The sequence below is a fragment of the Janthinobacterium sp. J1-1 genome, from assembly GCF_030944405.1.
Taxonomy (GTDB): domain Bacteria; phylum Pseudomonadota; class Gammaproteobacteria; order Burkholderiales; family Burkholderiaceae_D; genus Janthinobacterium.
This window is the reverse complement of the sequence record NZ_CP132339.1, coordinates 4,561,011-4,586,667: the sequence shown is the minus strand read 5'-3', so window position 1 is coordinate 4,586,667 and position 25,657 is coordinate 4,561,011. Positions and strand designations below refer to the sequence as shown.

Sequence of the window (25,657 nt, the reverse complement as noted above, 5' to 3'; positions counted from 1 at the left end):
TTTTGGCGCTTATCCTTGCCGGCCGTGCTCGGCGGCATGCAAGGCCAGGTAACCCTTCAAGCCATCATCGGCGATGCCCAGCGCCGCCAGCACGGCCGCCGTAAATGTCACCGGCGCGGTGCCGGGCGCCGTGATCACGCGCCGGTCCGCCACCGCATGCGGCACGTCCTGGTACAGCGCCGCACCGGCATAGGTGATGATGGACGCCAGATTGTCGGCCGAATTCGAGGTATGGCGTACCTCGTCGAGCACGCCCGCCTGCGCCAGCACGCGCGTGCCGTCGCAGATGCCGGCCAGCACCACCTGGCGCCGGTGCGCGTCGAGCAGCAGGGCCTTGATATCGGGCGCATCCGCGCCTTGCCAGGCCGGGCCGCCGCATACCAGCAGCACATCGAGCCCATCGAGCTCAATGTCATCGATGGCCAGCTGCGGCGTGACCAGCATGCCGCCCGACGACAGCACGGGCTGGCCTTGCGGCGTGGCGAAGCGCGTGTCGAAGTTGTAATACAGGCGGGCGGTGGCATTGAACAGACCGGTTTCCCAGTCGGCGAATTGTTCGGTAAGGATGGTGATGGCGCGCGGCATGTGAATCTCCTGTGAAGTCAGATTGATATGATAGGCCGCGCGCCCGTCAGTTCCTGTCAGCAGCGATCAGCTTTCGAACGCGTCGACCACCTTGCGCTTGCCCAGCATAAAGGCGTCGGCCACATGGCGCAGCGGCGACAGGTCGACGTCGGATTTGCCGCTCTGCACCAGGCCGGCGAAATGGCGGTACAGGGAAGGGTACTCGCCTTCGTCGCCCAGTTCCTGCGCCACGTCGTCCAGCCACAGTTTCGCGCCGCCATCGGCCATGCGCAGCACGCCGGCCTCGGTGGTGACGATGATGTCCCAGCTTTGCTTGCCGGTCTGACGCCAGTCGAATTCGGCATGGACATCCAGGCCGTTGGCGTCGGTAAAGCGCAGGTCGGCGGCGATCGGCGCGTCGCGGTTGGCCGGGAACTCGAGCACGCCGGATTTGAGGAACATGGCGTTCGGCAAAATTTCAGTGACGATCGACAGGGCGTTGATGCCCGGATCGAACACGCCCAGGCCGCCCGCTTCCCAGATCCATTCCTGGCCCGGATGCCAGTGGCGCACGTCTTCCTTCCAGATCACCTGCACCTGGCGCGGCGCATGCTTGGCCAGGAAAGCCTTGATCACCTGCACCGCCGGCGCATGGCGCGAATGCCAGCTGGCGAACAGGGTCACGCCCTTGGACCGGGCCAGCTGGTCCAGGTCTTCCACTTCCGACAGGGTGGCGCCGGGTGGCTTTTCCATGAATACATGCTTGCCGGCCAACAGCGCGGCGCGCGCCGCCTGGTAGCGGTGCTGGGGCGGCATGCACAGGGCGACCGCTTCGATGTCCGGCTGCTGGGCCAGCATCTCGTCGATCGAGGTAAAACCTGGCAAGCCTGGAATGGTGGCGTTGCGGCTGGCCGAGGCCAGCAGTTGAAAGTCGCCGTTGGCGGCGATGGCGGGCAGATGCTGGTCGGTGGCAATCTTGCCGACGCCGACAATCCCCAGTTTGATAGCTGGCATTGAATATTTCTCTTTCTTCTAAGTCACACAGGAGTTGCAATCTTACCAGCGCTGATGCACGAATGGGGCGATGCGATGCTGGTAAAGAGCGCGCAGCGCGTCCATGGTATCGGGGCTCAAGGCGGGCAGGCCGCTGGCCGCGCTGTTGGCCTTGGCTTGCTGCGCATTGCGCGCGCCCGGAATCACGGTGCTGACGCTGTCTTCCATCAAGATCCAGCGCAAGGCGAACTGTGCCATCGTGGCGTTGTCCGGCACCAGACGGCGAATCTCCTCCACCACGTCCAGGGCCACCTCATATGGCACGCCGGAAAAGGTTTCACCCTTGTCGAAGGCTTCGCCATTGCGGTTGAAGGCGCGGTGGTCGTCCGCGGCAAACGCCGTATTGGCGTTCATCTTGCCCGTCAACACGCCGGAGGCGAGCGGCACGCGCACGATCACGCCGATCTCGCGCTTTTTCGCCTGCGCGAAAAACAGCTGGTTCGGGCGCTGGCGGAAAATATTGTAGATGATCTGGATAGACGCCACGTTCGGGTATTCGATGGCTTTCAGCGCTTCCTCGACCTTTTCCACCGACACGCCGTAGTGGCGGATCTTGCCGGCGGTGACCATGCGGTCCATGGCGTCGAACACTTCCGGGCGGTAATACACGTCTGGCGGCGGGCAGTGCAGCTGCACCAGGTCCAGGCAATCGGTGTCGAGGTTGACCAGGGAGCGCTCGACAAAGGCGACCAGGTTTTCTTCGTTATAGCCATCCGCCACGTGCGGCGACAGACGGCGCCCGGCCTTGGTGGCCACATAGGGGCGTGCGCCGCCGCGTTCCTTGAGCACTTCGGCAATAAAGCGCTCGGAGCGGCCGTCGCCGTAGACGTCGGCCGTGTCGATAAAGCTGGTGCCGGCGTCGAGCGCCGCATGCAGGGCCGCTTTGGCGTCCTCGCTGCTGACGTCGCCCCAGGCGCCGCCGATGGCCCAGGCGCCAAAGCCGATTTCGGAAATGCTGTGGCCGGTGCGGCCGAATACGCGTTGTTTCATGTTTTATCTTTCTATCGTTAGGGCATTAACTGGCCGCCGTTGACTTCAATAATCTGCCCGGTGATATAGCCGGACAGCGCTTCCGAAGCGAGGAACAAAAATGCTCCCACGCATTCCTGCGGCAGGCCGGCGCGGCCCATGGGGATGGTGGCGCTTTGCGCGGCCATCATGGCGTCGGGCGTGTCGCGCACGTGGAACGGCGTCAGGATCAAGCCGGGCGCCACCGCGTTGACGCGGATCTTGTCGGCCACGAATTCCTTGGCCTGGCCGCGCGTCAGGCTGCTGACAAAGCTCTTGGCCGCCGCATACAGCACGGCGCCGCCACCGCCGCCATTCCTGGCCGCAATCGAGGTGGTGTTGATGATAAAGCCGCCGCCGGCCGCCTTCAGGTGCGGATGGGCGGCGATGCTGGCCTGCCAGACGGACTTGGCGTTCAGGTCCAGCACCTCGTCGAAATGCGCGTCCGTCGCCTGCACGGTGGGAATGCGGCCCAGCATGCTGCCCGCGTTGTTGATCAGGCCGTCGAGCCCGCCCAGCAGGCGCGCCGCCTCGCCGACCACGCGTGCCACTTCGCCCGCAGCGCCCAGGTCGCCCTGCAGCACGATGATCTGCTCGGGATACTGCGCGCGCAGCTGCTCGGCCGGCTCCGCGCTGGCGTTGTAGTGCAGCACCACGCGCGCGCCTTGCGCCGCAAAGCCCAGCACCACGGCCGCGCCGATGCCGGTCGAGCCGCCCGTGATCAGGATGCGCTTGCCGGCCAGGTCGCCCAGGGTCATGCTTGTTGATGGATTCATTGCCGCTCCGCTGTTGATGTTGTTGTGGGCACCATCGTACTGTGGATGAGGGCGGCCATGATAAGATTTGAAGTGAATCTGATTCATTGAAATGATTACTGAAATTCACTTATGTCTGTCTTTGACCGTATCGAACTTGCCGACCTGCGGGTCTTTCTCACCATTATGCGCACGCGCAGCTTCAAGGCGGCCGCCATCCAGCTGGGCCTGACGCCGTCGGCGGCCAGCCACGCCATGCGCCGGCTGGAAGAGCGGCTCGGCGCCAAGCTGCTGAATCGCTCCAGCCGCGCCGTGGCGCCGACCGATACGGGCCTGGCCCTGGCCGCGCGGCTGGAAGAAGGTTTCGATACCATCGGCCATGCGCTGGCCGAGATCGACGCGCCCGGCGCCGGCCGCTTCGGCGAGCTGCGCATCAATGTGTTCGCCGACGCGGCCCACCTGATGATCGCGCCGGCGCTGCCCGAATTTGCCCGCCTGTGCCCGCACGTGAAACTGACCGTGGTGGTGGAAGACCGGCCCATCGATATCGTGGCAGGCGGTTATGACGCCGGCATCCGCTACGGCGACTATGTACCGGAAGACATGATCGCCGTGCCGCTGTCGGGACCGCAGCGCTGGGTGGTGGCCGGTTCGCCCGACTACCTGGCACGCCATGGCGTACCGCGGCGGCTGGAAGACCTGGCACAGCACAGCTGTTTGCAATTGCTGCTGGGAGACAATTCCAGCTACCGCTGGGAGCTGAGCAGTGGCGCCAGCGGCAGCGGCGCCCACAAGCCGGCCAAGCGCGGCATCCGCGTGCCGGGCCTGATCACCATCAACGACACGGCCACCACCATCACCGCCGCCAAGGCCGGGGTCGGCCTGGGTTATCTGCTGGAAAGCCGCATCGCGGCCGAGCTGGCAGAAGGCAGCTTGCGCGTGGTGCTGGACGAATTTGCCGCCAGGGGCGAACCGTTCCATATGTATTACAGCAGCCGGCGCCATAATCATCCGGCCTTGCGGACCCTGGTGGACATTATCCGGCGCCAGCAGTCACTGGGCGAGTTGCGGTAGCCACAGGCCCATGGTTGCCACGGCAACGCCCGCCGCCATCGCCAGGCTCAAGCTGGCCAGCAGCAGCGCCATGCACCAGTGTGCCAGCGCGCCGCCATGCGCGCGGCAGCGCAGATACAGCTCCAGCACGGCCAGCGGCAGCAGATACTGGGCCCAGGAAAGAAAGCTCAAGAAGGGACCGCGAAAGGTGGCGGGGTCGAAACCGGCCGGCCCGCCATTCGCGGCCAGCCAGAACATCAGCCCGACCCGGAAGAACCAGACGCCGCTGACGGCCAGGAACAGGCGCGAGGCCCAGCGGCGGTGCGCGGCGATATCGCCTTGCAGCACGCGCCGCAGGGCCAGGCCGGCAAACAGCAGCACCAGCACGGCGTTGACGCTGATGCCCACATGCTGCACCGTATCGCCGACCGCGCCGCGCCACCACACCATATACATCCCGGACAGGGCGGCCACCACGGCGCCGGCGAGATACACGCGGCCATTCCAGCGATGCAGGCGCGGCGCCAGGCGGCGCACTTGGGGCAGCAACTGCAGGGCGCCGCCCAGCATGATGATGGCCGCCAGCAGCAAATGCACGGCGGTGGCGGCATTGCCCACGCCGTCGCCCGCCACATGGCCGTGCGTCATGACCTGGTTCCAGAGCGCCAGATTGCCGCGCGCGGCGTGGCCGCCATACAGCAGGACGATATAACCGGCAAAGATCAGCTGGCCGGCGACGGTGACAAGAAAGAACAGGCCAGCGGCGCCGGCCAGGGCCAGGCGCGGCAAGGCGGGATTGCCGGTATTGCTGAAAGTAATCGATGTCATGAAGTGCTCCCGGTGGTTGTGCAGGCATCAAGATAGGCGCGCGCCGGGCAGGATGCGGGCAATCGCGCGATCGCTGCGACGAACGGCGGTTTTCCGGGCTTGAACCACGCTGGCATAGCGGTTATCGTGTAGGCATGACGCCACCGCTATCCACTCCTGCTGTTTCCGCTGGCGCGCGCCGGCTGCTGCCCACCGCGCGTCAGGTGCTGGTGGTGGCCCTATTTACGCTGGGGCTGTCGTGGATATTGCACCTGCTCAGCGGTACCTCCTACCTGGGCGTGTTCGGCCGCATCGGCTTTATCGGCGCCGCCTTGCTGATGGCCTACGCGGCGGCCGAGGCCCTGCGTCCGCGCTGGCTGCCGCTGGGCGCGGCGCGCCTGCTGGCGGTGGTGCTGGCCGCGCCGGTGGCGGCGCTGGCGACGGCGGTCGCCACCCAGCGCGGCCAGTTCATCGCCTATCTGGCCGACACCCAGACCCGCGTCGGCCACTTCCTGATGGTGCTGCTGGCCGTGTTGTTCGGCCTGCTGTTTTCCCTGCTGGCGATGCGCAGCGAACGCAAGGAGCGCGAGCGCGCCGACCGCCTGCAGGCCGAACTGGAAAAAAACACCCTGGCGCGCGAACTGGTGGACGCGCGCCTGCGCCTGCTGCAGGCGCAGATCGAGCCGCATTTCCTGTTCAACACCCTGGCCAACGTGGAAGCACTGGTGGCCACCGGGTCGGCCAATGCCGGGCCGGTGCTGCGCCACCTGATTGCCTACCTGCGCGCCGCCATGCCGCGCCTGCACGATGCCGATGCCACGCTGGCGACGGAATTGCAGCTGGTGCGCGCCTATCTGGAACTGATGCGCCTGCGCATGCCCGACCGCCTGCAATTTACCGTGGCTGACGCCGCCTGGGCCGGCAGCCTGCGTTTTCCTGCCATGGCCTTGCTGACCCTGGTGGAAAACGCCGTGCGCCACGGCATCGATCCGGCCCTGGAGGGCGGCAGCATCGAGGTCGGCGCCAGCGTCGCGGCGGCCAGCGGAGAAATCACCGTCTGGGTCAGCGACACGGGCGTGGGCATGAGCGAAACCGCCCAGCCCGGCACGGGTCTGGCCAATCTGCGCAGCCGCCTGCAAGGCTGTTATGGGGCCGGTGCACGCCTGGTCCTGCATGAAGTGGCGCCGCACGGCATGCGCGCCGAATTGTGTTTTACTGCGCCCCTAGCGGCATGAGGAACCCGTCATGAAACCAGTTTCGGCGCTGATCGCCGACGACGAACCGCTGCTGCGCGAACGCTTGCGCAGCCACCTGGCCAGGCTGTGGCCCGCGCTGCGACTGCTGGACGACGCACGCAATGGCCAGGAGGCGCTGGAACTGTTCGAGCTGCACCAGCCGGAGATCGTCTTTCTCGATATTCATATGCCGGGAATAAACGGCATCGCGGTGGCGCGCGCCATGGCGCGCCGCGCCCAGTTGGTGTTCGTCACCGCGTATGAACAATATGCGGTACAGGCGTTCGAGCAGGGCGCCGTCGACTACCTGGTAAAACCCGTCGATGCGGATCGCCTGGCCGACACCATCGACCGTTTGCGACAGCGCCTGACCAGTGCGCCGCCGGCAGGCGCGCTGGACGCCATGTTTGATCAGCTGGCCGCGCGCCTGGCACAGCCGCCAGCGCGCTTGCAATGGATCAAGGCATCGGTCGGCGCCAGCGTGCGGCTGATCCCTGTCGAGCAGGTGCGCTTCCTGCGCGCCGAAGAAAAGTACACGCTGGTGGCGTGGGAGGAGGGCGAGGCGCTGATACGCAAGAGCATACGCGAGCTGGCCGAACAACTGGACCCCGAACGTTTCGTGCAGACCCACCGCTCGGTGATCGTCAACCTGGCCCATGTCAGCGAAGTGGTGCGGGGCCTCAACGAAACGGCGGAACTCCATCTGCGCGGCGGGGGCCAGGTATTGCCCGTCAGCCGCAGCTATCTGCATCATTTCCGCCAAATGTGAGCGGCATCCGGGCTGCCATGGAGCATAATCTGCGGAAATCTTGTTCGGGTAGCCATTCCTTCGGAGCGCCATGAAAAACCTCAGTCCAGTCCAGCCATTTCAAGCGAGCGTGACCACCACCAGCCATGGCGCGCTGACCACCTTGACGGTGGATACCTCGCTGTCGGCCAAGGAAAGCATCGCCTCGGGCGAAAAAAGCCTGCTGACGAACTATGTGTACCGCGAGGACGGCACCTACCAGCTGGTGTACACGCTGGTGGACCGGGATGGCCAGGCCGAGCATTTCGCCGAAGACGACGGCATCCTGCCGACCCTGTTTCTCGGCCCGCGGCAGGAAGCCTGGGTGTCCATCGTGCCGTACCACCCCGACAAGGAACTGGAAATCAGCATTCCCGTGTTCCGGCGCGAACAGGTCGAGGCGCCGAAAGGCAACCGGCCGTTTGTGGGCGACTTTATTGGCAGCACGGAAACGGCAGCGATCTTTCATGATGCGGACTGGTCCGATACCAAGCCCGACAAGATGCTGGTGATGCGGTTCGAGAATGGCTTGCTGAAAAAGAAAAGCAATCTCAAGCTGGCACTGCCGGGCAATAACAAGGTGGCGGTCACCAACTCGACCATACAATTGCTGGCTCACGTGGACGACAACTGGCTGCATCGTGAAATCGATGAGCAGGGCAATGAACTGCGGCGCAGGAGCATTGCGGCCAACGGTATTTATGGCCTGCAGATACTGGCACTGTCGTTTGACGGCGATTCGTACTTGCTGGCCCAGCATGCTGGGCATATCGTGACCGTCAAAATCGATATGGCCGGCAACAGCGAGCTGGTCAACTTGATCGCTTTCGAGGACGAATTCTTCAATACCTGGCGGCCCGAAGCGATCGGTGATGATACCTTTGTAACCCGCTTTAACTGCGAGTTCGGCAATGGCTGGCTGACCACTCGCCAGGACCAGCTGCTTGAGCTGTATTACGGCAAGGATGACAGCGGCTATCGCAACCTGCTGAACGGCGAGCTGCTGCCACTGCCGCAGGACAACCTGGTCATTTCCAGCCTCAACCGCACGGCACAGCACGCCTATGCGGTGGTGCTGTATCCGATGGCCGGCGATGAGGACAGCACCAGGCAATTGCTGATCCTGAACCGCACGCTGGCCGCCGCGATTTAACTCGACAGTCCAGGCCGCGCCCGGCATAATGAGAATCTTTCTTATTTGCAATTGCCCCTACAGATCAGCCGCCGCGATATCTGGACGGTTCACCTTTCACGGCCGTGCCATGCCTGTGCTTGAGCGTTATTAACGAGGACTGCTGAATTTCTGCGCGCGCATGGTACGCGACCGCGATGCTGCCGCCGACCCGGTGCAGGAAAGCTACGCCCGCGTGCTGGCCGTGCGCAATGCCGGCCAGGAGATCCCCGAGCCACGCGCCTTGCTGCACCAGACGGCGCGGCGCTTGATCATCGACCACCACCGGCGCGAGGCGATCCGCCAGCACGACGATCTCGACGGCCTGCCCGAATCGGAACAGCCGGCCGCGCCCGCGCACCTGGAACCGGAATCCGTGTATGCCCACGAACAGCATGCGCTGGCGTTTGTCGCCGTGATCGACGCGCTGCCGCCGCGTTGCCGCGAAGCATTCGTGCTGAACCGTTTCGAGGGGACTGTCGCACCAGGAAGTGGCCGAGCAAATGGGTATTTCAAAGCACATGGTGGCGCAGCATATTATCCGCGCGGTACTGGCCTGCAAGGCCTGCGAGGAACGCCTGGGCGTGCCCGCCACCTGGCCGCAGGCGGTGAAGCGGGGACGGCCGGCATGAACCAGCATGACACGATCAGCCACACCGTTGACCTCGACCTGGTAGCGGCCAGCTGGCAGGTGCGCCGCCAGGATGGCTTGAGCACACAGGAAGAGGCGCAGTTCCAGGCCTGGCTGGCTCTTGATGCCACGCATCGGCAGGCTTATGCGCGCATGGAAGGCGTGTGGAGCGGGCTGGGCGAACTGCATCCCACTGCCGTGGCGCAACTGGCCAGGGCGGTGCCGGCGCGCAAAAAACCGGCGTTCGGCCTGCGGCGCTTGGCGACGGCAGCACTGGCCATCTGCGTGCTGGGCACCGGCTGGCTGGGCTGGGATCATTACCAGCGGCAGCCGATTTTCCATCAAAGCTTTGCCAGCGCACGCGGCGAACTGCTCGATGTGCACCTGCCCGACGGCAGCGTGATGAAGCTCGATACGGCCACCAGGGTGGAAGTGACCCTGTACCGCCAGCGGCGCGAAGTGCGCCTGCCGGAAGGGCAAGTCATGTTTTCGGTGCGGCACGACAGCCAGAAACCGTTCGAGGTACTGACCGATACCTTGCGCGTGACCGTGGTCGGCACGCGCTTTGCCGTACGCAATACCCATGCCGGCTTCGGGCAGGCGGGTGAAGCCGTGACGGTGGAGGACGGGCGTGTGCGGGTTGCCACGGCCGGCAGCGCCAGCGCGGTGGAACTGACGGCCGGCGAATCGGTGCAGGCCAACCGGGCAGGCGCGCTGGGCACGGTCGACACCCGGCTTGCCCACGGCGCCTTGCTGTGGCGCGAAGGCCGCATCAATTTCGACGGCACGCCTTTGGCGCAGGCGGTGGCGGAATTCGAACGCTATGGCGATACCCGGCTGGTGATCAAGGATCCCATCGTCGCCGCCATGCGCGTCAATGGCAGTTTCGATGCGCGCCTGGCGGCCGATTTCGGCAGCGCCTTGCCACTGGTGTTGCCGGTGCGCTTGCGCGAGCAGGGTGGCGTGACGGAAATCGTGGCGGCGGGCAAGCCCGCCAAATAATGCAAAATAATTGAAAATACATATCAACTAGTGGCAAGCTCATGCGTCTGCATTGGTAGTGATTCTTATTTACCGTGTTGACCCTGGAGACTACCCGCATGCCGCAGCCCCGTTTTTATCCTGTTCCCCTGATCATCGTCGTCGCTATCGCCGCCAGCCTGGCCGCCGCGCCTGTGCTGGCACAAGGCGCCGCCACCTACGCCATCGCCTTGCCGGCCCAGCCGCTGGGCGCGGCCCTCAATGAGCTGGCGCGCCAGGCCCGCTTCCAGTTGCTCGTCCATCCCGACCTGGTGGCCGGCAAGAATGCGCCGGCCGTGTCGGGAAGCCTGAGCGCGCAGCAGGCGCTCGAGCGCTTGCTGGCCGGCAGCGGCTTGCAGGCGGCACAGGAAGGCAGGGTGGTCGTGGTCAAGCCGGTCCCCAAGGCTGATACCGTGACCTTGGCAGGAGTGAGCGTCACGGCCAGCGCCGAGCGCGAAACGCCGACCGGCCCGGTGACCGGCTATGTAGCGAAACGCTCGGCCGCCGGCAGCAAGACCGATACGGCCATCATCGATACGCCGCAGTCGATCTCGGTCGTCACCAATGACGAATTGCGCAACCGCCAGGCCGAAACCCTGTCGCAGGCCCTCAATTACACGCCCGGCTTCACCAGCCAGCCCACCAGCTTCAACCGCACGGCCGACCGTTTCCGCATCCGCGGCATGGATGTGGAGTCCGCCACCAGCGGTTCCATGCGCGATGGCCTGCGCCTGCAAAGCAATTCCTACGACGGCACGCAGGAGCCGTTCGGCCTGGAAAGGGTGGAAGTGCTGCGCGGTGCGGCCTCGGTGCTGTACGGCCAGCTGTCGCCGGGCGGCGTGATCAACGCCGTCAGCAAGCGCCCGACCAGCGCGCCGGTGCGCGAACTCCAGCTGCAAACGGGCAGCAATGACCGCAAGCAGCTGGCCATCGACGTGGGCGGCAAGGTGCCCGGCAGCGACACGCTGGACTATCGCCTGACCATGCTGGACCGCAAGAGCAATACCGCGCAGGACTACCTGAACGACGACAAGCTGTATATCGCGCCCGCGCTGACCTGGCGCCCCAGCGCCGCTACCTCGCTGACCATCCTGTCGTTCTATCAGAAGACGGCCACGCGTTTTTCCGCGCCGCTGCCGTACCAGCTGGTCGAAGGCGTCGGTACCGGCCCGGTGCGCATAGGGCGCGAGGCGTTTATCGGCGAGCCCGACTACGACAAGATGACGGGCGACATGCACGCGATCGGCTATGAATTCGAGCACCGCTTCAGCGACAGGCTCAAGCTCAGCCACAAGCTGCGCTATTTCGAGGCGGACGTGACGTGGAACTACCTGCAGGCGCAGACCACGGCGGCGGCGATCCGCAACGCCAGCGAGCGCGGCCTGCTGGCGCGCCAGTACAGCGACCGGCGCGAACGGGCGCGCGGCATCGTCAGCGACACGAATATGGCCGGCAACTGGCAGTGGATGGGCATGGAACACGCTGTGCTGGCCGGCGTGGACGCCTACCAGACCACCTATGACTCGCGCAACTTTCGCGGCAACGCACCGACCCTGAACTTGCTCACCTATAACTATGGCCAGCCGGTGGTGGTCAACCGCGCGCGCAGCGTCGACCGCGGTTCGCGCATAGAAACGCTACAAAAAGGGATCTACCTGCAGGACCAGGTCAGCCTGGGCGAGACCTGGACCATGCTGCTGGGCGCGCGCCACGACTGGGCCAGTCAGGACCAGACCCTGCGCCGCAACGGCGCCAGGGTGGACAAGGACGACTCGGCCACCACCTGGCGCGCCGGCCTGGTCTACAAGACGGCCGGCGGCATCGCGCCCTATGTCAGCTACAGCGAATCGTTCTTCCCGGTGGCGGCGGCCGATGCCAACGGCCAGTCCTTCAAGCCGACGGGCGGCAAGCAGTATGAAGCCGGCGTGCGCTACCAGCCGCCCGGCAGCAATATGCTGCTGAGCGCGGCCGTGTACGAGCTGACGCAAACCGATGTGCTGAAATACGACGCCGGCAATGACGTCTACCGCCAGGCGGGCCAGGTGCGCTCGAAAGGGCTGGAACTGGAAGCGAAGGCGGATCTCGGCCGTGGCGCCAGCCTGATCGCGTCCTACGCCTATACGGATGCGCGCACCACGCGCAGCACGATTGCCAGCGAAATCGGCCAGCGCAGCGAAGACACGCCGTTCCACCAGGCCGCCCTGTGGCTGGACTACAGCTTCGCCGGCCTGGGCCTGCCGCAGCTGACCACCGGCGCCGGCGCGCGCTACAAAGGGTCGACCCAGCCGTCCGGCATGGCCCGCGCCATGCCGGCGTATACCGTGCTGGACGCCATGCTCAGCTACCGCCTCAGCCGCCACTGGCAGCTGACAGGCAATGTCAGCAACCTGGCCAACAAGCAATTTACCTATTGCGAGTTTGCCATCTGCCGCTATGGCGATGAGCGCCAGGCCACCGCCACCTTGTCCTACCAGTGGTAAGGGGCGGCATGCGCGCGGTGATGTTGCCGGTGCACCGTTACGTGGGCTTGCTGCTGGCGGTATTCCTGGCGATGGCCGGCATCACGGGCAGCTTGCTGGCCTGGAACGAGGAACTGGAAGCGGCCATCAGCCCGCAACTGTTCCACGTGACGGCGCCAGCCACGGCAACGCGGATCGACCCGGTGCTGCTGCATGCGCGGGTCGCGGCCCGCTACCCGCACGCGCTGGCGGCACGGCTGCCGCTGGAGTTCAGCGATGGCCGTTCGGTGCTGTTCGCCTTGCGGCCACTGTCCAAGGGCCAGCCCTTGCCGAACGACCAGGTGTTTGTCGACCCTTATACAGGCCAGACATTGGGCGAGCGGCGCTGGGGAGACATCCGCCAGGGCGCGAAAAACCTGATGCCGTTTATTTATCGGCTGCATTATTCGCTGGCCCTGGACGGCATCGGCACTGTGCTGTTCGGCATCGTGGCCCTGCTGTGGACCTTGGACTGTTTTGCCGGCGCCTGGCTGACCTTGCCGAACAGGCCCGCCAGCGGCGAGCCGGCCCGGCGGTGGCCGGCGCGCTGGTGGCAGGCGTGGAAGTTTCGCAGCGGCAGCACGTATAAAATCAGCTTCAATCTGCACCGCGCGGGCGGTTTGTGGACCTGGGCCATGCTGTTCGTGCTGGCCTGGAGCAGCGTGGCCTTCAACCTGCCGCAAGTTTATGAGCCCGCCATGAAAGCCGTGCTTGCCCACCAGCGGGGACTGGAAACCATCCCGAAGCTGGCCAGGCCGAAGCTGGCGCCAGTGCTGGCCTGGGAACAGGCGCTGCCGGCCGCGCGCGGGCTGATGGCGCAGCAGGCGCAGGCGCGCGGTTTTACCGTGCTGGCGGAAAAGTCGCTGCTGTACGATCCCCAGCGCGGCATCTACCGCTATGACGTGCGCAGCAGCCACGATATCCGCCACAAGGGCGGCCATACCCGGCTGGTGATGGATGCGCAGACAGGCGCATTCAAGGGCCTGTGGCTGCCGACCGGCGCGGCGGCCGGCGATACGCTGTCGACCTGGCTGGCCACCTTGCACATGGCGGCCATGTGGGGCTGGCCGCTGCAGCTGCTGGTGTGCCTGATGGGGCTGGCGGTAACGGTGCTGAGCGTGACGGGCGTGCATGTGTGGCTCAGAAAAAGGCGGGCAGGGCGCATCGCCATGGGCTGAACAGCGGCTATAATGCCGCCATGTTGATATCGATGAAACGACGAACGCTGCAGATCTGGCTGGCCATCATGGCCGTGCTGTTTGCCGCCATTGCGCCGTCGATTTCGCATGCGCTGGCCGCGCCCGCCGTTTCCATTCCATCGTCGCTGCTGATGCAGATCTGTACCGTCGACGGTGTGATGGAGGCGGGTTCGGACGTGAAAAAACCGGGCATGGACCCGGTCGTTCATGCTTTCGAGCATTGCCCGTATTGCAGCACGCATGCGGGCTCGTTTGCCCTGCTGCCTGGTTTGTCGCTGAGCTTTGCCGTCAGCGGCGGCCATGATGTCTATCCTCCCCTGTATTACCGCGCGCCGGCGCCGCTGTTTCTGTGGTCGTCCGGCAATCCGCGCGGGCCTCCCGCCCTGGCTTAAGACCGTCTTTACTGCTGGCTGACCGTCCCTGCGCGCCACAACGCGCGGGTGGCGGCATGCCGACGACTCACTCTTTTGCCTGTCCCATATGAATATCACTCTTTCAAGCCGGTGCGCATTCGCGCTGGCCATGCTTCCTTGCGCCGCCCTGGCGGCCGAAGAGGCGACCTTGCCATCGGTCACCGTCACCGCCGACAAGGCCGGCAGCTTGAACACGCCGGCCTCGACCGGCTCCACCCTGGCGCTGACACTCATGCAAACCCCGGCCAGCGTCGAGCTGATCTCGCGCGAGCAGCTGGAACAGCGCGGCGACAGCAAGCTGGCCGACGCCATCACGCGCGCCGCCGGCATCAGTTCCATGGCCCATCCGGGCAATGGCGGCAGTTCGCTGTCGGCGCGCGGCTTTACCGACACCAGCTCCGTCATGCGCCTGTATGACGGCGTGCGCCAGTACGGCGGCGTGGGCCTGACTTTTCCGTTCGACACCTGGTCGGTCGAACGCATCGAGGTGCTGCGCGGGCCCGCGTCCGTGATCTACGGCGACGGCGCGATCGGCGGCGTGGTCAATGTGATCCCGAAAAAACCCACGCGCGGCGCCATCCGCAACGAAGTGCAGGCGACGCTCGGCAGCGACAACACCCAGCGCCTGGGCCTGGGCAGCGGCGGCGCCATCGATGAACACTGGTCGTACAGGCTGGACGCCAGCGGCAACCGTTCGGACGGCTGGGTCGCCATGGGCCAGTCGCGCGAACTGGCGTTTTCGGGCGCGCTGGAATGGAATGCGACACCAGACCTGCGCTTCACCTTGCGCCATGCCCAGGGCTTGCAGCATCCGATGCGCTATTTCGGCACGCCCACCGTCAACGGCCGCCAATTGAGCGCCTTGCGCGACAAAAACTACAATGTCAGCGACAGCATCATCCGCTATGACGACCGCTGGAGCGGGCTGGGCATGGAATGGACGGCCTCCAGCACCACCAGCGTGCGCGCCAGGCTCTACCATATCGACAGCCAGCGCCATTACCGCAATGCCGAAACCTATGCCTACAATGCGGGCACCGGCCTGGTCGACCGCTCGGGCGATACCGAGATCCTGCACGACCAGCGGCAAAACGGCGCCACCGCCACCGTCAGCCATACCGGTACCTTGCTGGGCCTGGCCAACCAGGCGTCGGTCGGCGTCGACCTGAGCAGCAGCCGCTTCCAGCACACCAACAATACCTATGCGGGCAGGCCCGATCCCGCCTCGGTCGACCCATTCAACCCGATAGCCGGCCATTTTCTCAGCGAGCAGCCCACCTTGCCGCGCTACCGCAATGGCGCCCGGCAATACGCACTGTTTGCCGAAAACCGCATCGAACTGACACCAGCCTGGGCCGTGATCGCCGGCCTGCGCCACGACCATGCCGACGTGCGCCGGCGCAACCTGGTCAGCGGCCAGAACGAGTTCGACCAGTCGTATGACAATACCGGCTGGCGGCTGGGCACGGTGTTCGACGTCATGAACGACCTGGCCCTGTATGCGCAATTTGCGCGCGCGGCCGATCCGGTCGGCGGCCTGCTGATGATTTCCAGCGCCAACAGCAAGTTTGACCTGTCCACCGGCAAGCAGCTGGAAGTGGGCCTGAAACAGTCATTCTGGGGCCGGCGCGGCGAGTGGACTCTGGCCGCCTACGCCATCCGCAAGAACAATCTGCTGGCGCGAGACCCGCTCAATCCGCAATTGCGGGTGCAGGTGGGCCAGCGTTCCTCGCGCGGCGTCGAGGCGACCTTGGGCATGGACGTGGCGCATGGCTGGCGGCTGGACGCCAACGCCAGCGTGCTGCGCGCCCGCTATGACGACTTTGTCGAGGCGGAGGCCGGCCGCGCCGTCTCGCGCGCCGGCCAGGTGCCGCCCGATGTGGCGCAGCAGCTGGCAAATGCCTGGCTGAGCTGGAATTTCATGCCGGGCTGGAGCGCCAGCGGCGGCGCCCGCTATGTGGGCCGCCGCTATGCCGACAGCGCCAACCGTATCGCCATGCCGGCCTACGCCACGGCGGACCTGGCGCTGCGCTGGCAGGCGGCGCCGGACACCACCGTTTCCTTGCGCGCGGCCAATGTGTTTGACAAACATTATTTCACGACCGCCTATTACACCAGCAATCAGTGGTTCAACGGGCCGGGGCGCAGCGTGGAAGCGACCGTGCATCACCGCTTCTGATGATGACATTCACACTCAAACGCTTGCTGTATCAGTTGCACCGCTGGACGGGTATCGCTGCCTGCGTGCTGATGCTGCTGTGGTTTGTCAGCGGCATGGTGATGCTGTTTGTCGGCTACCCGAAGCTGACGCCGTGGGAGCGGCTGGGGGCGCTGCCCGCCCTGGCGTCAACCGTGTCGCCGGCCGGCTGCTGCCAGCCCCTGGCGCGGGTGGCGATCCCCGTCGATGCGCGCGAGATCGTGCTGACCACGGTGGCAGGCAGGCCCGCCTACCGCGTGCGCGATGGGGCTGGCCGCCCGCGGCTGTTCGATGCGGGCAGCGGCAAGGCGATCGGGCCGGCAAGTGTTGCCACCGCGCTGGCGTCGGCGCGCGCCTTTGTGCCGGGTGCGGACGCGCACTACCTGGGCCTGGTACAGGAAGACCGCTGGACGCACTCGCGCGCCCTCGATACCCACCGGCCCTTGCACCAGGTACAACTGGACGATGGTGCGCAGACCATGTTGTACCTGTCGTCGGCCACCGGCGAGGTGCTGCTCGATGCGCCGCGCCAGCAGCGGCTATGGAATTTTATCGGTGCCTGGCTGCACTGGGTCTATCCCTTGCGCAACCATTCCACCGATCCCGTGTGGAGCTGGATCGTGATCATCGCCTCGGCGCCGGCCACCTTCACGGCCCTGACGGGTACCGTGGCCGGCATCTGGCGCTGGCGATTCAAGGGGCGCTACAAGTCGGGCGCGCGCACGCCGTACCGGGAATCGTGGATGCGCTGGCACCATGTGACGGGGCTGCTGTTTGCCGGCTTTGTGTGCGCCTGGATCTTCAGCGGGCTGATGTCGATGAATCCGCTGCGCATCTTCGATCCCCATGGCCAGCGGCCGGACCTGGCCGCCTGGCAGGGCGCCACGCCGGCGACAGTCCGGCTGGACGTGACGCCGCCGCAAGCGTTGAATCTGCTTGCGGATCACGGTTTTCATGCGGTCGAACTGGAATGGCGGGTGCTGGACAAACAGCCCTATCTGCTGGCCCGCGACGGGGCGGCGCGCACGCGGCTGCTGATGCGGCACGACGGCCAGATGTTGGTGCGCGAGCAATGGCCGCAGGAGCCACTGTTGCAGGCGGCGGACAGGCTGATGCCGGGCATGGCCGCCGGCAGCGAGTGGCTGAGGACATACGACGCCTATTATTATGGCCGCGAACCGGAAGCGATGATGGGCGCCATGGAACGCCGCCTGCCCGTGCTGCGCGTACGCTTCGATGACCCGCAAGCCAACTGGGTCTATCTCGACCCGTATACCGGCACCGTGGCCCTCGCTGTGGACCGGCGCCAGCGCGTTGGCCGCTGGCTGTTCAGCTTCCTGCACAGCTGGGACTTGCCGCCGCTGCTGCGCGCCGGACCGTGGCGTGAAGGCGTATTGATATTGCTGAGCCTGGGCGGATTGGCCCTGAGTGCCACTGGCATCGTGATCGGCTGGCGGCGCCTGCGCACTTGGTGGCGAGCAAGGCTGAAGCCGGTATAATTGACCGCGATCAATTCGTTCCTTCCATCCACGCCGGGATTCCATGACTGCCGCTCCAGCCGCTACCACTTCCACATTTCTACAGGGCGCGGGCGAAGTCGGCGACATTATCCTGGCCAGGGACTGGGCCGCCACCGCCCTGGGGCCGATCGCCGGCTGGACGCCCACCATGCGCAGCCTGGTCGCCATGATGGTGCGCTCGCCGGTGGCGATGGTCACCATGTGGGGCGAGCACGGTACGCTGGTCTATAACGAAGCGTATGCCACCTTTGCCGGCGTGCGCCACCCGGAAATCATGGGCATGACGGCCACCGACGCGTTTCCGGAAATCGCCGACTTCAACCGCGGCGTGATTCCCACCGTGCTGCAAGGCCAGGCGCTGAGCTTTCGCGACCAGGAACTGACGTGGATGCGCGACGGCAAACTGCAGCGCTACTGGCTCGACCTTGACTATTCGCCCATCTTCGACGAGCACGACGTGGCGGTCGGCATTATCTGCGTGGTGGTCGATACCACCGGCAAGGTCAATGCCGAGCGCAAGATCAAGGGCGAACATGCGCGCCTGGCGCAGATGTTCGAGCAGGCGCCCGGTTTCATGGTGCTGTTGCTGGGGCCGGAGCACACGATCACCCAGGCCAACCGCGCGTATGTCGAACTGGTGGGCCACCGCGACGTGCTTGGCTTACCGGTGGTCGACGCCTTGCCGGAGGCGGCGGAGCAGGGCTTTGTCGGCCTGCTCGACGCCATCTATGCCAGCGGCGACACATATACCGGCACGGCGGTGCCGTTCAGCGTGGCCGCCACCGGCAGCACGGCGGCGCACCAGAGCTACCTCGATTTCGTCTACCAGCCATTGAAGGACGAGGACGGCGCCGTGTTCGGCATCTTCGTGCAGGGCTCGGACGTGACGCAGAAGGTGCTGGCCGAAAAAGCCTGGCGCGAAGGCGAATCGCGCTTTCGCGTGTGGGCGCAGGCCATGCCCAACCAGGTCTGGTCGGCCGATGCGAACGGCCGGCTGGACTGGTTCAACCAGCAGATCCATGCCTATAGCGGCATCGCGCCGGGCCAGCTGAACGCGGACACCTGGCCGTCCATCGTGCACCAGGACGACATGGTCGATGCCATCACGCGCTGGCGCGCCTCGGTCGACAGCGGCGCCACCTACGAAATGGAATACCGCGTGCTGCGCCATGACGGCCAGTACCGCTGGCACTTGATCCGCGCGCTGCCGATCCGCGACGAGGCCGGCAATGTCATCAGCTGGATCGGCACCAATACCGATATCGAAGACCAGAAGCTCAATACCCTCAAGCTGGAACACCTGAACGCGACCCTGGCCGAGCAAGTCAGCATGCGTACCGCCGAACGCGACCGCATGTGGCGCCTGTCGAATGAAATCATGCTGGTCAGCGATTTCGACGCCAACGTGATGTCGCTCAATCCCGCCTTCGGCCGCCTTCTGGGCTGGAGCAAGCCCGAAGTGCTGGGCAAGTCGCTGATGCAATTCGTCCATCCGGACGACCGCGACGAGACGCTGGCGCGCGTGCGGCTGATGGCTTCGGGCGAGCGCACCATCCAGTTCGAGAACCGCTACCTGCGCAAGGATGGTGGCTACAGCATCCTGTCCTGGAGCGCCGTGCCCGACGCGCAGTATATCCACGCGGTGGCGCGCGACGTCACCTTTGACCGCGCCGCCGCGCAGGCGATGAAGCAGACCGAAAAGGCGCTGGAACAGTCGCAGAAGATGGACGCCATCGGCAAGCTGACGGGCGGCGTGGCGCACGATTTCAATAACCTGCTGCAAGTCATTTCCGGCAATCTGCAGATGCTGGCCACGGTGCCGTTCGCCCATCCGCGCGCGGCGCAGTGGGTGGAAAACGCCATCGGCGGCGTGAACCGGGGCGCCAAGCTGGCCAGTTCCCTGCTGGCCTTTGGCCGGCGCCAGGCGCTGGAGCCGCGCGTGCTGAAGATCGGCAGGCTGATCACCGGCATGGAAGACATGCTGCGCCATGCGCTGGGCGAGCCGATCGATATCGAGACCATCGTCTCGGGCGGACTGTGGAATACCCTGGTCGACCCGACGCAGGTGGAAACGGCCTTGCTGAACCTGGCCATCAATGCGCGCGACGCCATGGCTGGCCCGGGCCGGCTGACGATCGAGGTGGGCAACGCCTACCTGGACGAGCCGTACTGCCGCAACCACGCGGAAGTGTCGCCCGGCCAGTATGTGACGTTATCCGTCACCGATACCGGCTGCGGCATGAGCGCCGAGGTGCTGGCGCACGCGTTCGACCCCTTCTTTTCGACCAAGCCGGAAGGCAAGGGCACCGGCCTGGGCCTGTCGATGGTATATGGCTTCGTCAAGCAGTCGGGCGGCCATATCAAGATCTACAGCGAGGTGGGGCAGGGCACCACGGTGAAGGTCTATCTGCCGCGCTCGATGGATGAGGAGGCGCGCCAGGAAACCGTGGTCATGGACGAGGCGGCCGGCGGCGAGGAAACCATCCTGGTGGCCGAGGACGACGAAGAAGTGCGTACCATCGTGGTGGAAATGCTGGGCGAACTCGGTTACCGCGTGCTGAAAGCCAACGATGCGGCCGCCGCGCTGTCGATCCTGGAAAGCGGCATCGCGGTCGACCTGTTGTTTACCGATGTGGTGATGCCCGGCCCGCTGCGCAGCGCCGAGCTGGCGCGCAAGGCCGTCGAGCTGCTGCCCAACCTGGCGGTGCTGTTTACCTCGGGCTATACGGAAAACTCGATCGTGCATGGCGGCCGGCTCGACCCGGGCGTGGAGTTGCTGGGCAAACCGTACTCGCGCGACAGCCTGGCCCGCAAGATCCGCCAGGTGCTGGGCAACCGCAAGCCGGCCGCGCCGGTCGCGCCGCCCGATGCAAGGTCAGCGGCGCCAGCGGCCCCTGCCGCGCGCAAGATACTGCTGGTCGAGGACGAAGAGGCGGTGCGCGCCATCACCTTCGACATGCTGCAACTGCTGGGCCACGAAGTGCGGGCGGCGGTCGATGGCCCTGCGGCGCTGGCCGCGCTGGAAACGGCGCCATTCGATATCCTGATCACCGACCTGGGCTTGCCGGGCCTGTCCGGCGCGGCCGTGGCCGAGGCGGCGCGCCGCTTGCAGCCGTCCATCCATATCGTGATTGCCAGCGGCCAGGCAAAAATCGACGGCGCGCCAGCCGATGCCGTGTTGCTCAAACCGTATGACTTTGCCAGCCTGCAGGCGGTGCTGCCGTAACATCCAGCGGCTGTTTTGGGGTAAACGCCGGCAGAACAACAACCCCTTGAACAGCCAGGGTCAGACCCTCAATCCCGCTAACGCAAAGGTCATTGCCAGCGTACGAGGGGGCGCCGACCCCAGCACTTTCGCCGTTCGGGTGAGTGCAAAATATTCAGTTGACTTGACAGTAAAACGAGCGCCCTGGCCCCTCTGCGGGCCAGGGCATGCCTTGTTTTGCCCGCGTTCCGCGGTCTTATGTCTTATAGTATTTTTGATCAAAATCAAATTTTTTCTGGTAAACGGCGTATAATTTTGCGGAAGGGCAATAGCTGTACCGCATCAATACCAGCAAGTCCTACACTGCCGCCGATCGAATCGGCATTTTTTACGGTCAGTAGTGCGAATAAAAGTTCGCCATCCGAATTAGTCGGTTTATCAAACAACATGCGCCGGCAGGAAAAGTGGCCATCCGGGGAATCTTCCCCTACAAGATTCAAACTATAATTCGCATTCCGAATTATTAAAGGGGAAGCAGTGAATACGACAGATCAATCAGCATTTGATAACGGCAAGCCGGCGCCCGCCAATGCCAAGAACACGGTGCAGTCGCTGGCCAAGGGCTTCAAGGTGCTGCAGGCGTTTACGGCCCAGGAAGCCGAGCTGACGATGGCCGAAGTGGCGCGCAAATGCGGCATGGACAATGCCACCGCGTTTCGCTTCCTCAATACCCTGGTCGAGATCGGCTATGTGGAAAAGGTCGACAACTCGCGCCTGTTCCGATTGTCGCTGAAAGTGCTGGACCTGGGTTTCCATGCGATCGCCCGTTCCGACCTGCGCACCCTGGCGCGGCCCATCCTGCGCGGCCTGGTGGGCGCAGTCAATGAAGCCGCCTCGGTGGCCGTGATGGATGGCAGCGACGTGATGTATGCCGAGCGCGTGCAGGCGGGGCTGACGCAGCTGGGCGTGGATGTGCGCATCGGCAGCCGGGTGCCGGCGTATTCCAGCGCGGTGGGGCAGGCGATCCTGGCCTGGCTGCCGCGCGAAGCGCAGCTGCGCGTGCTGCGCGGCCAGCCGCTGATCAAGCGCACCGCCACCACCCTGACCGATATCGATGCGCTGGTGCAGCGTTTGGACACCGTGCGCGCGCGCGGCTATGCCGTGTCGGACCAGGAAAACGTCTCCGGCGTGTATGTGGTGGCGGCGCCCGTGTTCGATATCGACGGCTTGCCGATCGCCGCCCTCAGCGTGGCCGCGCCCGTCTGGCAAACCAGCTTGCAGCAATTCGAAACCGGCACCGCCGGCGCCGTGATGCAGGCGGCGTCTACCCTGGCGCGCGCGCTGCAGGCCACCGGCGGCTATGCCTCCAGCGCGGCGCAGTAAATCCTGATGGGCACGTTCAGTTCAGGCGACACCGCCATCATCATTGCCATGGTCATCGCCTACATCGGCTGGACCTCGTGGCTGACGGTGCGCTCGCGCAGCCGCACGGCCAGCGAGTTCATGGTGGGCGGGCGTACCGTGCCGGCTACCGTGGTCGGCGTTTTGATGCTGTCCGAATTTATCGGCGCCAAGTCCACCGTCGGCACGGCCCAGGGCGCGTTCGAATCGGGCATGGCGGCCTCGTGGGCGGTGCTGAGCGCGGCGGCAGCCTTTCCGCTGTTCGGCTGGCTGCTGGCCAAGCGCCTGTACAACACCGGTGAATGCACGATTTCGGGCGCGATTTTCAAGCGCTATGGCAAGTCGACCCAGCTGGTGGTGTCGCTGATCATGATCTACGCGCTGCTGCTGGTGAATGTGGGCAACTATATCAGTGGCGCCGCCTCGATCGCCGTGGTGCTGAAGACCGACTTGCCGGTGGCGGCCTGCGTGATCGCCGCCGTCAGCACCTTTTATTTTGCCTTTGGCGGCATGAAAAGCCTGGCCTATGTCAGCCTGATCCACAGCGCCGTCAAATACCTAGGCGTGCTGGTGGTGCTGGGCGTGGCGCTGCAGCTGACGGGTGGCCTGTCGCCGATGATGCAAGCCTTGCCGGTCTCGTATTTTTCCTGGGATGGCGAACTGGGCGCCACCACCATCGTCGCCTATTTCATCGGCACCCTGGGCTCCGTGTTTTCCACCCAATACATTATCCAGGCCATCGCCTCGACGCCGAATGCGGAGGCGGCGCGGCGCTCGACCCTGATCGCCGCCGGCCTGGCCATTCCCGTCAGCCTGGCGCTGGGCCTGATCGGCGTGGCGGCGCGCTATCTGTACCCGCACATGGACAGCCTGTATGCGCTGCCGGTGTTCCTGCAAAGCATGAATGTCTGGCTGGCCGGGTTTGTCACGGTGGCCCTGGTGGCGTCGATTTTTATCAGTGTCAGCACCGTGGCGCTGGCGATTTCCTCGCTGGTGGTGCGCGACTTTTACGTGCCGCTGTGCCAGCCGACGCCGGAACGCGAATTCCTGGCCACGCGCCGCATGGCGCTGCTGATCGGCTTTATTCCCCTGGTGTTCGTGTTTTTTGCGCCGGGCCTGCTGCAGCTGTCGTTTTTTACGCGCGCCTTGCGCCTGTCGATTTCCATCGTCGCCATGATCGGTTTTTACCTGCCTTTCTTTTCCAGCAACCGCGGCGCCACCGCCGGCCTGCTGGCGGCCACCGTGACCACCACCATCTGGTATCTGCTGGACAACCCTTACGGCATCGACAATATGTATATCGCCCTGGTGACGCCGGCGATCGTGATCTTTATCGACAAGCTGTTCCACTGGAAAGCCGTTTCCCGCATTTGATTTTGCGCCGCAGCCTGGCGCGTTTTTCCGGCCGCTCACGCTGGCCCTGACTTGAAGCATGGACTTGAATATGAAACAGAACAAACTTTTCCTCCTGGGCGGCATCGTGCTGTCGGGCGCCTGCGGCACGGCCGTGGCCCAGTCGAACGTCACCGTTTACGGCATCGCCGACGCCGGCCTGGCCTACACCAGCAACCAGAAGGGCAATTCCAATACCTATGTGCGCAGCGGTAGCAAGGATGGCAGCCGTCTCGGCTTCAAGGGCACGGAAGACCTGGGCGGCGGTACGCAGGCGCTGTTCCAGCTGGAAGCGGGCTACAACATCGATGACGGTGCGGCGGCGCAAAGCGGCAGCCTGTTCAACCGCGCAGCCTTTATCGGCCTGGCCGACAAGCGCTACGGCACGTTGACCTTGGGCCGCCAGTATTCGCCATACTTCGCCTTCCTCAATCCGCTGGGACCGGTGCCTGCCGTGACCGGTGCCACCGGAGCGCATGCGGGCGATATCGACGGTTTCGACATTACCGTGCGCCACAATAACTCCATTAAATACATCTCGCCCGACTGGCGCGGCGCCAGCGTCGGCCTGATGGTGGCGTCCGGCGAACAGGCCGGCCACACGGGCAGCGGCGGCGCCATGAGCGCGGCCGTCAAATACGACACGGGCGCCTGGCACCACGCGCTGGCGTACCAGGTGCTGAAAAACGGCCCCAACCAGGCCACCTGGGACCCGACCACCTCCAGCAGCTTCTCCAAGTCGCCGATCAACGTCGGCTATCTGTCGGCGAAGGAAGTGCAATACCTGGCGGCGGCCACCTCGTACCAGCTGGGCGCGGTGACCCTCGGTGGCAACCTGAGCAACGTGCAATACCGTCCCAACGCGAGCTCGCGCTTCCAGGGCACGGCCATCTTCAACACGGCCGCCTTGCTGGCCAACTGGAAAACCGCCACGCCGTGGCAGTTCGGCGCCGGCCTGGCCTACACGCGCGCCACCAAGGCCAACGGCGTGCAGGACGCGGCCGACTACCGCCAGCTGTCATTCCAGCAAACCTACTGGTTCAGCAAGCGCACCGCCATCTATATCCTGGAAGCGACCCAGCACGCGCGCGGCAAGACCCTGGCGGCCGACGGCGTGACGCAAATCGATGCGGTGGCCCTGGTGGGCGACTCGCAGGTGTCCACGCCGTCGTCGAACGGCAAGCAGAATGTGTTCATGGTCGGCGTGCGCCATGCATTCTGAGCGCCCGCCATCATCGATGCCGTCGCGCCGCAAGTTCTTGCTGGGCGCGGCGGCGCTGACCGGCGCCTGGGTGACCTGGAGCATTGCCGCGCCGGCCGCCGCGCCCGCAGTGGATAACGCCGCCTTCATGCGTTTGTCCGGCCTGCTGGTCAACCATCGCTTGAACCCCGGCGTCGGAGCGCGCATCGCCAGGGCGGCCGCCGTCAAGTATCCGGACGGCGCCAACATGATGGCGGCCATTATCGCGATTGCCACGGCAAGGCAGGCCACCGAGGTGGAAGGCTTTTTTGCCGATATCCCGGCCGGCCCGCTGCAGGATTTCGCCCACTGGATCATCTTTGCCTGGTACACGGGCTGCTCGTCGCCGAAAAAGGACGCCCAGGTCTTCGCCTACGAAGAAGCGCTGACCTACAAGACCACCGGCGACGTGGTGGCGATCCCGTCCTACGGCGTATCCGGCCCCAACCAGTGGAGCCGCGCCATCGTGCCGCTGTCGCCGATGCCGCACTTTTAAACCCGAAAAGTT

General features: G+C 65.1%; 21 protein-coding genes. 15 read left to right on the top strand and 6 right to left on the bottom strand.

The genetic code is table 11. The annotated features are described in order from the left end of the window. Positions 1–9: 9 nt before the first annotated feature. The 4 genes from Q8L25_RS20870 to Q8L25_RS20855 all read right to left on the bottom strand — a co-directional run bounded on the left by Q8L25_RS20870 (position 10) and on the right by Q8L25_RS20855 (position 3,401). Positions 10–585, bottom strand: coding sequence for a DJ-1/PfpI family protein (locus Q8L25_RS20870; protein WP_308921212.1), 576 nt, complete (start codon positions 583–585; stop codon positions 10–12). 66 nt (positions 586–651) lie between these two features. Then, positions 652–1,578: a Gfo/Idh/MocA family oxidoreductase gene (locus Q8L25_RS20865; RefSeq protein ID WP_308921211.1), complete on the bottom strand. Its 927-nt coding sequence runs from the start codon at positions 1,576–1,578 to the stop codon at positions 652–654. 42 nt (positions 1,579–1,620) lie between these two features. Continuing rightward, positions 1,621–2,607, bottom strand: coding sequence for an aldo/keto reductase (locus Q8L25_RS20860; protein WP_308921210.1), 987 nt, complete (start codon positions 2,605–2,607; stop codon positions 1,621–1,623). Positions 2,608–2,624: 17 nt separating this feature from the next. Further along, complete coding sequence (locus Q8L25_RS20855) at positions 2,625–3,401, bottom strand: SDR family oxidoreductase (RefSeq protein WP_308921209.1); 777 nt, start codon at positions 3,399–3,401, stop codon at positions 2,625–2,627. 111 nt (positions 3,402–3,512) lie between these two features. Here Q8L25_RS20855 and Q8L25_RS20850 point away from each other — a divergent pair, with 111 nt between their 5' ends. Next, complete coding sequence (locus tag Q8L25_RS20850; RefSeq protein WP_308921208.1) at positions 3,513–4,454, top strand: LysR family transcriptional regulator; 942 nt, start codon at positions 3,513–3,515, stop codon at positions 4,452–4,454. Here the strand turns inward: Q8L25_RS20850 and Q8L25_RS20845 are convergent. Continuing rightward, positions 4,434–5,261, bottom strand: a complete 828-nt coding sequence (locus Q8L25_RS20845; protein WP_308921207.1) for a DUF2306 domain-containing protein — start codon at positions 5,259–5,261, stop codon at positions 4,434–4,436. The two genes, Q8L25_RS20850 and Q8L25_RS20845, sit on opposite strands and share 21 nt — an antisense overlap. Before the next feature lie 134 nt (positions 5,262–5,395). Between Q8L25_RS20845 and Q8L25_RS20840 the strand changes: the two genes are divergently transcribed. The 10 genes from Q8L25_RS20840 to Q8L25_RS20795 all read left to right on the top strand — a co-directional run bounded on the left by Q8L25_RS20840 (position 5,396) and on the right by Q8L25_RS20795 (position 21,137). Further along, a complete protein-coding gene (locus tag Q8L25_RS20840; protein ID WP_308921206.1) occupies positions 5,396–6,475 on the top strand; it encodes a histidine kinase in 1,080 nt (359 codons plus the stop codon). Between the two features lie 10 nt (positions 6,476–6,485). Further along, the gene (locus Q8L25_RS20835; RefSeq protein ID WP_308921205.1) at positions 6,486–7,244 is read left to right on the top strand and encodes a LytTR family DNA-binding domain-containing protein; all 759 of its coding nucleotides are present in this window, start codon (positions 6,486–6,488) and stop codon (positions 7,242–7,244) included. A gap of 70 nt (positions 7,245–7,314) precedes the next feature. After that, entirely contained in the window at positions 7,315–8,415 is a 1,101-nt protein-coding gene (locus Q8L25_RS20830) for a hypothetical protein (protein ID WP_308921204.1), read from the top strand. A 160-nt stretch (positions 8,416–8,575) separates the two neighbouring features. Further along, positions 8,576–10,066 (top strand): FecR domain-containing protein, encoded by a 1,491-nt coding sequence (locus tag Q8L25_RS20825; protein ID WP_308921203.1) that lies wholly within the window; start codon positions 8,576–8,578, stop codon positions 10,064–10,066. Positions 10,067–10,164: 98 nt separating this feature from the next. Next, entirely contained in the window at positions 10,165–12,564 is a 2,400-nt protein-coding gene (locus Q8L25_RS20820; RefSeq protein ID WP_308921202.1) for a TonB-dependent siderophore receptor, read from the top strand. 8 nt (positions 12,565–12,572) lie between these two features. After that, positions 12,573–13,760, top strand: coding sequence for a PepSY-associated TM helix domain-containing protein (locus Q8L25_RS20815; protein WP_308921201.1), 1,188 nt, complete (start codon positions 12,573–12,575; stop codon positions 13,758–13,760). Positions 13,761–13,792: 32 nt separating this feature from the next. Further along, complete coding sequence (locus Q8L25_RS20810; RefSeq protein WP_308921200.1) at positions 13,793–14,173, top strand: DUF2946 domain-containing protein; 381 nt, start codon at positions 13,793–13,795, stop codon at positions 14,171–14,173. 130 nt (positions 14,174–14,303) lie between these two features. Beyond that, a complete protein-coding gene (locus Q8L25_RS20805; RefSeq protein WP_308921199.1) occupies positions 14,304–16,373 on the top strand; it encodes a TonB-dependent receptor in 2,070 nt (689 codons plus the stop codon). Continuing rightward, the gene (locus Q8L25_RS20800) at positions 16,373–17,890 is read left to right on the top strand and encodes a PepSY domain-containing protein (protein ID WP_308921198.1); all 1,518 of its coding nucleotides are present in this window, start codon (positions 16,373–16,375) and stop codon (positions 17,888–17,890) included. Before Q8L25_RS20805 ends, Q8L25_RS20800 begins: the two co-directional genes overlap by 1 nt. Positions 17,891–17,933: 43 nt before the next feature. Further along, positions 17,934–21,137: a PAS domain S-box protein gene (locus Q8L25_RS20795; protein WP_308921197.1), complete on the top strand. Its 3,204-nt coding sequence runs from the start codon at positions 17,934–17,936 to the stop codon at positions 21,135–21,137. 263 nt (positions 21,138–21,400) lie between these two features. On the opposite strand, the gene Q8L25_RS20790 is transcribed toward Q8L25_RS20795, so the two are convergent. Beyond that, positions 21,401–21,565 (bottom strand): hypothetical protein, encoded by a 165-nt coding sequence (locus Q8L25_RS20790; RefSeq protein WP_308921196.1) that lies wholly within the window; start codon positions 21,563–21,565, stop codon positions 21,401–21,403. An 88-nt stretch (positions 21,566–21,653) separates the two neighbouring features. Here Q8L25_RS20790 and Q8L25_RS20785 point away from each other — a divergent pair, with 88 nt between their 5' ends. The 4 genes from Q8L25_RS20785 to Q8L25_RS20770 all read left to right on the top strand — a co-directional run bounded on the left by Q8L25_RS20785 (position 21,654) and on the right by Q8L25_RS20770 (position 25,645). Continuing rightward, complete coding sequence (locus Q8L25_RS20785) at positions 21,654–22,499, top strand: IclR family transcriptional regulator C-terminal domain-containing protein (RefSeq protein ID WP_308921195.1); 846 nt, start codon at positions 21,654–21,656, stop codon at positions 22,497–22,499. Positions 22,500–22,505: 6 nt separating this feature from the next. Further along, the gene (locus tag Q8L25_RS20780; protein ID WP_308921194.1) at positions 22,506–23,891 is read left to right on the top strand and encodes a sodium:solute symporter family protein; all 1,386 of its coding nucleotides are present in this window, start codon (positions 22,506–22,508) and stop codon (positions 23,889–23,891) included. 70 nt (positions 23,892–23,961) lie between these two features. After that, the gene (locus Q8L25_RS20775; protein WP_308921193.1) at positions 23,962–25,131 is read left to right on the top strand and encodes a porin; all 1,170 of its coding nucleotides are present in this window, start codon (positions 23,962–23,964) and stop codon (positions 25,129–25,131) included. Continuing rightward, complete coding sequence (locus Q8L25_RS20770) at positions 25,121–25,645, top strand: sugar dehydrogenase complex small subunit (protein ID WP_308921192.1); 525 nt, start codon at positions 25,121–25,123, stop codon at positions 25,643–25,645. The genes Q8L25_RS20775 and Q8L25_RS20770 overlap by 11 nt, the downstream gene beginning before the upstream one ends. The last annotated feature ends 12 nt before the right edge of the window (positions 25,646–25,657 follow it).